The following is a 7090-nucleotide window of genomic DNA, read 5'->3' on the forward strand; positions in this document are numbered from 1 at the left end:
AGCGGTTGCAAATTCACCAAATAAAACGAAAATGATTTCCACGATACAGAAAAAGGAGTTCGTCATGGTTACGACCGTTCCCGCTAAACGCGGCAGAAAACCTGCTGCCAACCCTGCCGCACAGCCCGGCGGACAGGTTCAGTCCCTGACGCGCGGCCTGAAGCTGCTGGAATGGATAGCCGAATCGCATGGTAGCGTGGCCCTGACGGAGCTGGCCCAGCAGGCTGGCCTGCCGAACTCCACAACGCACCGTCTGCTGACCACCATGCAGCAGCTGGGTTTCGTGCGTCAGGTAGGCGAGCTGGGACACTGGGCGGTGGGCGCGCATGCGTTTATTGTCGGCAGCAGTTTTCTGCAAAGCCGCAACCTGCTGGCGATTGTGCACCCTATCCTGCGCAAGTTGATGGAGGAGTCCGGCGAGACGGTCAACCTTGCGGTGCTGGACCAGAGCGATCACCAGGCGATTATCATCGACCAGGTGCAGTGCACGCAGCTGATGCGCATGTCCGCGCCGATTGGCGGCAAACTGCCGATGCACGCCTCCGGGGCGGGGAAAGCGTTTCTGTCGCAGCTGAGCGAAGAGCAGGTGACCGGGCTGCTGCACCGTAAAGGGCTGCATGCCTACACCCACGCCACGCTGGTGTCGCCGGTGCATCTGAAAGAAGATCTGGCGTTGACCCGCAAGCGCGGCTATTCGTTTGATGACGAAGAACATGCGCTGGGGCTGCGCTGCCTCGCGGCCTGTATTTTCGATGAGCACCGCGAGCCGTTCGCCGCGATCTCGATTTCCGGGCCGATTTCACGCATGACCGACGATCGCGTTACCGAGCTGGGCGCGCTGGTGATTAAGGCCGCGAAAGAGGTGACGCTGGCGTATGGTGGGATTCGTTAAACCGCACACAAAACCGCTGCTTGCGGCGGTAAGCGTAAACATCTTCCACATGTCCATTTTTGATCCGCGTTTGTAGCCCGCGCCAGTAGCTGGCGTGGAACAGATCTTCATGCATCTCTTCAAATAACGGCCCGATGCGTGGGTCCGCACACAGCCAGTGGCGAAACTCCTCCGGAAACACATCGCCCGGCGAAACGCTGTACCACGGCTCGCTGGAGAGCTCATCCTCCGGGTAACGGGGCGGCGGAATGTCGCGGAAGTTTACCTCGGTCATGTAGCAAATTTCATCGTAATCGTAGAACACCACCCGCCCGTGACGGGTGACGCCGAAGTTTTTAAACAGCATATCGCCGGGAAAAATATTAGCGGCGGCGAGCTGGCGGATGGCGTTGCCGTACTCTTCGATGGCATCACGCAATGCCTGGCCCTCTGACTGTTCCAGCCAGATATTGAGCGGCACCATACGGCGCTCAATGTAGAGATGGCTAATCGCTATTTTATCGCCCAGATCGGTGATTTTCGTCGGCGCTTCCTGCATTAACAGCGACATGAGCGCCGGATCGATCTGCTGCTTATCCAGCACAAAGTTTTCAAACTCCTGGGTATCGGCCATTCGCCCGACGCGATCGTGCTCTTTTACCAGCTGATAGCAGGCGCGGACGTGGGCGGCGGTCATCTCTTTCTGCGGGGCGAAATTATCCTTAATCACCTTAAACACCCGATCGAAGCCAGGCAGCGTGAAGACCAGCATCACCATGCCGCGGATGCCTGGCGCTTCGATAAACTGCTCATCCGCCGCGGTGACATAGCGCAGATACTCCCGATAACTTTCCGTTTTGGCATGCTTCTGACAGCCGATCGCCATATACAGCTCGGCGGTGGTTTTGCCCGGCAGGATCTCGCGCAGCCACTCCACCAGGGCGGCCGGCAGCGGGGCGTACACCATGAAATAGGAGCGGGCGAAACCAAAAACGATGCTGGCCTCGGCGCTGGTGGTCAGGCAGGTATCGACAAACAGTTCCCCACCGTCGGTACGATGGATCGGTAACAGAAACGGCACAATGGCCGTCGGCGTAATCAGTTTGCCCACCAGCCAGGCGGCCTTATTCCGGTAGAACAGCTCGTTAGCCACCTGCACATGGCTGCGGCTGAGTACCTCCTCGCCGTAGGTTTCACGGAGATGCGCATGGATATAGCCGATATCCCGGAGTTTGTTCTCCCACGGCAGGCGCAGCGGCAAATCCGTTAAGATGCGATGCAGGAGCTTTTCCCACCCGCGATCGGGAAAGAAATCTTTCGCCAGCGGACGCGGAATGGTACGGAAGCGGCGCTCAGGCTGGGAGCTGAAGATAAATAACCGCTCAGGAGATAATGAGCGGTGGTCAAATAACCGGCAATAGACGGAGTTGAAAAAGCTCTCCGCAATCTCGAAGCGAGGGTAGTCGGGTAACAGATGGGTGTAACACTCTTTCACGCGCAGTAAAAATGCCGCATCCGGACTTTTACCGTCGGTAATACAGCGCAGCTGCTCCACCACCAGGCCTACGTGGTGGTCATAAAGATGGATACGCTGCTTCATAGCCTGCTGAACCGCATGCCAGTCGGCGTGCTCAAAACGCTGCTGCGCGCCGGAGGTCACTTCCAGAAAACGGCCATACTGGGCGTCAAAGCCCTGAAGAATGGTTTGGGCAATCAATAATTCCAGACCACGCGACATAGATTCCCCCTCACCCCGGCCCTCTCCCCAAAGGGGAGAGGGGGAAAAAATTAGAACTGTGCTTCTTCGGTTGAACCCGTTAATGCCGTGACGGAGGAGGTGCCGCCCTGAATAATCGTGGTCACATTGTCGAAGTAGCCGGTTCCCACTTCCTGCTGGTGAGAAACAAAGGTATAGCCCTCTTTGCCTGCCGCAAATTCTGGCTGCTGTACCTTCTCAACGTAGTGCTTCATGCCCTCACCCTGCGCGTAGGCATGCGCCAGGTCGAACATGTTGAACCACATGCTGTGGATACCCGCCAGGGTGATGAACTGGTACTTGTAGCCCATATCCGACAGCTGCTGCTGGAAGCTGGCAATGGTCGTGTCGTCCAGATTTTTTTGCCAGTTGAAGGACGGCGAACAGTTATAGGCCAGCAGCTTGCCTGGATATTTCGCATGAATCGCATCGGCAAAACGCTTCGCCAGCGCCAGATCCGGCGTGGACGTTTCACACCAGACCAGGTCGGCGTAAGGGGCATAGGCCAGACCGCGGCTGATGGCCTGTTCAATACCGGCATGCGTGCGATAGAACCCCTCGCTGGTACGCTCGCCGGTAATAAATTCGCTGTCGTACGGATCGCAGTCAGAGGTGATCAGGTCCGCCGCATCCGCATCGGTACGGGCAATCACCAGGGTCGGCACGCCGAGCACGTCAGCAGCCAGACGCGCGGCAACCAGCTTCTGAATCGCTTCCTGGGTCGGGACGAGAACTTTTCCGCCCATATGCCCGCACTTCTTCACCGACGCCAGCTGATCTTCGAAGTGAACGGCCGCTGCACCGGCCTCAATCATCGATTTCATCAGTTCAAAGGCGTTAAGCACGCCGCCGAAACCCGCTTCCGCATCCGCCACGATCGGCAGGAAGTAATCAATAAAACGCGGATCGTTGGGTTCGATGCCTGCGGCCCACTGGATCTGATCCGCGCGGCGGAAGGTATTGTTGATCCGATCCACCACCGACGGTACCGAGTTGGCCGGATAAAGAGATTGATCCGGATACATGCTGGAGGCCAGGTTGGCGTCCGCCGCGACCTGCCAGCCGGAAAGGTAAATGGCTTCTATGCCGGCCTTCGCCTGCTGCAATGCCTGACCGCCGGTCAGTGCACCGAGGCTGTTGATATAGCCTTTTTTAGATCCCCCGTGCAGCAGATCCCACATTTTCGCCGCGCCGTTCTGCGCCAGCGTACATTCCGGGTTTACCGAGCCGCGTAACTTCACCACTTCCTCCGCGCTGTACGGGCGACGGATGCCTTCCCAGCGCGGTTGAGTCCACTCTTTCTGTAATTCTTCGATTTGTTGGGTACGGGTTTTCATGTGCAGATGCTCCATATTGTTATGTGGTGAATTACGCCAGGAAGCGGTAGCCCGGCAGGGTCAGGAAGTCGATTAAGTCATCTGAGGTGGTGATTTGCTCCATCAGGCGCGCAGCGTCGTCAAAGCGCCCGCTGCTGAAGCGGTGCTCGCCCAGTTCGTCCTGGATGACCCGCATCTCTTCGGCCAGCATCTGACGGAACAGAGCTTTGGTAACCGGTTTGCCGTTACTGAGCGTTTTTTGATGGTGGATCCACTGCCAGATAGAGGTGCGGGAGATCTCTGCCGTCGCCGCATCTTCCATCAGGCCGTAGATCGGCACGCAGCCGTTGCCTGAGATCCATGCCTCAATGTATTGCACGGCGACGCGGATGTTGGCACGCATCCCCTCTTCCGTGCGTTCACCCGCACACGGTGCCAGCAGGTGTTCTTCAGCCGTTGGGGCATCGTCCTCGCGCGTGACAAACAGCTGGTTTTTGTTGTCGCCCAGCACGCGGTTAAAGACTTCCATCGCCGTATCGGCCAGACCGGGGTGCGCGATCCACGTACCGTCGTGGCCGTTACGCGCTTCCAGCTCTTTGTCGGCTTTCACCTTGTTGAGCACCTGATTGTTTCGCTCAGCATCTTTGCTCGGGATAAACGCCGCCATGCCGCCCATCGCAAACGCCCCGCGTTTGTGGCAGGTCTTGATCAGCAGGCGCGAATAGGCGCTGAGGAACGGTTTATCCATGGTGACAACCTGACGATCCGGCAATACCCGGTCGGCATGGTTTTTCAGCGTCTTGATGTAGCTGAAGATGTAATCCCAGCGACCGCAGTTCAGGCCCACAATATGGTCACGGAGCGCATGGAGGATCTCATGCATCTGGAATACGGCAGGCAGGGTTTCAATCAGCAGCGTGGCTTTAATGGTGCCGCGCGGCAGGCTGAAGCGGTCTTCTGCGTAGCTGAATACTTCACTCCACCACGCCGCTTCCTGCCAGGACTGGGTTTTCGGCAGATAGAAATAGGGGCCGCTGCCTTTCGCCAGCAGGCTTTTGTGGTTGTGGAAGAAGTAGAGCGCAAAGTCGAACAGGCTCCCCGGAATCGCTTCTCCGCGCCAGGTGACGTGTTTTTCAGGCAGATGCAGACCGCGTACACGGCAGATCAGCACCGCCGGGTTGGGTTTGAGCTGATAAATTTTACCGGCTTCGTTGGTGTAGCTGATGGTGCCGTTGACGGCGTCGCGCAGATTGATCTGCCCGTCGATCACTTTCCGCCAGTCCGGTGCCAGCGAGTCTTCAAAATCTGCCATAAAGACTTTGACGTTGGCGTTCATGGCGTTGATCACCATCTTGCGCTCTACCGGGCCGGTGATCTCCACACGACGATCCTGTAAATCTTCAGGAATTCCGCGGATTTTCCACTCACCATGACGAATGGAAGCGGTTTCCGAAATAAAGCCTGGCAACTTGCCGTTATCGATTTCCTGCTGCTGATGAATGCGTGCCGCGAGCAGTTTATTGCGCTGTGGCGTAAAGCGGGTCACCAGTTCAGTCAGGAACTCTACCGCTTCGGCCGTCAAAATCTGCTGTTCTTGCTCACCATTCGGCTGGGTAAAGGTCAATTCATCGACCGTGGTTGCCTGTTGAGTCATCGTTCTGCTCCTCATCAAAGATCCAAAATCACGCCCCCAATGCGAACGAAAGATCGTTGTGTAGTTTTCGCTCAGCAGAATTAAGACTATCCATAAATTTTCCAAAATCAAAAACAATTTCCATTTTAATTTTAATAACAGCACAACTTCATGATTAATATAGAGTTAAAGTTTCCTGGTATGTTGAACAGGATTTCGGAAATAAAAAAGGCACCCGAAGGTGCCTGATCTGAATAGCTGAAACGCTTTAGGATCGTTTAATGCAGACGATTACTCCAGCGTCGGATTCATGTGGCGAAGATCGTACGGCGTAATCTGGTAGACGTAATAGTTGAGCCAGTTAGTGAACAGCAGATTTCCGTGGCTGCGCCAGGTGGCTCCTGGTTTGTTTTGCGGATCGTTTTTTGGGAAATAGTTATACGGGACTTCCGGATTAAGACCTGCCTCGACATCACGAAAATACTCTGACGCGAGGGTGTCGGGATCATACTCAGGATGGCCGGTAACGAACGCGATGCGTTTGTCTTTACTGGCAAACAGGTAGGCATCGCCATCTTCCGTTTCAGCCAGAATTTCCAGGTCGGTGTAATCGCGGATCAGCTGTGCCGGGAAATCGGCATAGCGGGAGTGAGGCGCAAGGAAAGTATCATCAAAGCCGCGCGTCAGCAACGCGTGAGGATGAAGGGTGTGATGTTCATACACACCAGAAAGCTTTTCGCTACGGGTTTGCTTAGGGATGCCATAGAGAATATTGAGCGCGGCTTGTACCGCCCAGCAGACAAACAAGGTGGATGTAACGTGATCTTTTGCCCACTCCAGCACCTGCCTGATCTGCGGCCAGTAGGCAACGTCATTAAACTCCACCAGACCCAGCGGTGCGCCAGTGACGATCAGTCCGTCGAAGTTCTCATCGCGGATATCAGCAAAATTACAATAGAAGTTATTCAGATGCTCGGCGGGCGTGTTGCGTGACTCTCGTGCATCAATGCGCAATAGCTGGATATCAACCTGAAGCGGAGAGTTCGAAAGCAAACGCAGGAACTGGTTCTCCGTTTCGATCTTCTTTGGCATCAGATTGAGGATCAGCACCTTCAGCGGGCGAATTTCCTGACCAGAAGCACGTGAAGTTGTCATGACAAAGACGTTCTCTTCACGCAAGAAATTGACGGCTGGTAGCTCGTCCTGCACCCGAATCGGCATAACCTAAAATCCTCACAGCATACGTATAAACGTTTAGACATCCAGACAGCTAACAATACCCAGAAATGGGCTTAATGTCGAGTCTGCAAGCAGAAGGTGAGAAAGTTTCAAGGAGGGGATGGTGCGGTTTGATGCCCTCACCCCGGCCCTCTCACAGGGAGAGGGAGAAAAGCAAAAGCAAAAAACCCCGCACCTTTCGGTACGGGGTTTCTTTAATTGATGCCTGGCAGTTCCCTACTCTCACATGGGGAGACCCCACACTACCATCGGCGCTACGGCGTTTCACTTCTGAG

The 7090-nt window shown here is 55.5% G+C and carries 5 protein-coding genes; 1 reads left to right on the forward strand and 4 read right to left on the reverse strand.

Annotated elements, in window-relative coordinates; all coding sequences use genetic code 11:
* Positions 1-64: 64 nt before the first annotated feature.
* Entirely contained in the window at positions 65-892 is an 828-nt protein-coding gene (gene iclR, locus A3466_RS06380; protein ID WP_074160956.1) for a glyoxylate bypass operon transcriptional repressor IclR, read from the forward strand.
* Here iclR and aceK read toward each other — a convergent pair.
* The 4 genes from aceK to metA all read right to left on the reverse strand — a co-directional run bounded on the left by aceK (position 846) and on the right by metA (position 6797).
* Entirely contained in the window at positions 846-2609 is a 1764-nt protein-coding gene (gene aceK, locus A3466_RS06385; protein ID WP_063449885.1) for a bifunctional isocitrate dehydrogenase kinase/phosphatase, read from the reverse strand. The genes iclR and aceK overlap by 47 nt on opposite strands.
* A 50-nt stretch (positions 2610-2659) precedes the next feature.
* Positions 2660-3964: an isocitrate lyase gene (gene aceA / locus A3466_RS06390; protein WP_063449886.1), complete on the reverse strand. Its 1305-nt coding sequence runs from the start codon at positions 3962-3964 to the stop codon at positions 2660-2662.
* Positions 3965-3995: 31 nt separating this feature from the next.
* Positions 3996-5597 (reverse strand): malate synthase A, encoded by a 1602-nt coding sequence (gene aceB, locus A3466_RS06395; protein ID WP_063449887.1) that lies wholly within the window; start codon positions 5595-5597, stop codon positions 3996-3998.
* A 270-nt stretch (positions 5598-5867) separates the two neighbouring features.
* A complete protein-coding gene (gene metA, locus A3466_RS06400) occupies positions 5868-6797 on the reverse strand; it encodes a homoserine O-acetyltransferase MetA (RefSeq protein WP_063449888.1) in 930 nt (309 codons plus the stop codon).
* Between the last annotated feature and the right edge of the window lie 293 nt (positions 6798-7090).

The sequence above is a fragment of the Enterobacter genomosp. S genome (assembly GCF_001631805.1).
Lineage (GTDB): Bacteria > Pseudomonadota > Gammaproteobacteria > Enterobacterales > Enterobacteriaceae > Enterobacter > Enterobacter quasihormaechei.

Excerpts from the sequence above, each read along its gene's own strand:
- iclR (WP_074160956.1), top strand. The coding sequence starts at position 65 with ATGGTTACGACCGTTCCCGCTAAACGCGGCAGAAAACCTGCTGCCAAC.
- aceK (WP_063449885.1), bottom strand. The coding sequence starts at position 2,609 with ATGTCGCGTGGTCTGGAATTATTGATTGCCCAAACCATTCTTCAGGGC.
- aceA (WP_063449886.1), bottom strand. The coding sequence starts at position 3,964 with ATGAAAACCCGTACCCAACAAATCGAAGAATTACAGAAAGAGTGGACT.
- aceB (WP_063449887.1), bottom strand. The coding sequence starts at position 5,597 with ATGACTCAACAGGCAACCACGGTCGATGAATTGACCTTTACCCAGCCG.
- metA (WP_063449888.1), bottom strand. The coding sequence starts at position 6,797 with ATGCCGATTCGGGTGCAGGACGAGCTACCAGCCGTCAATTTCTTGCGT.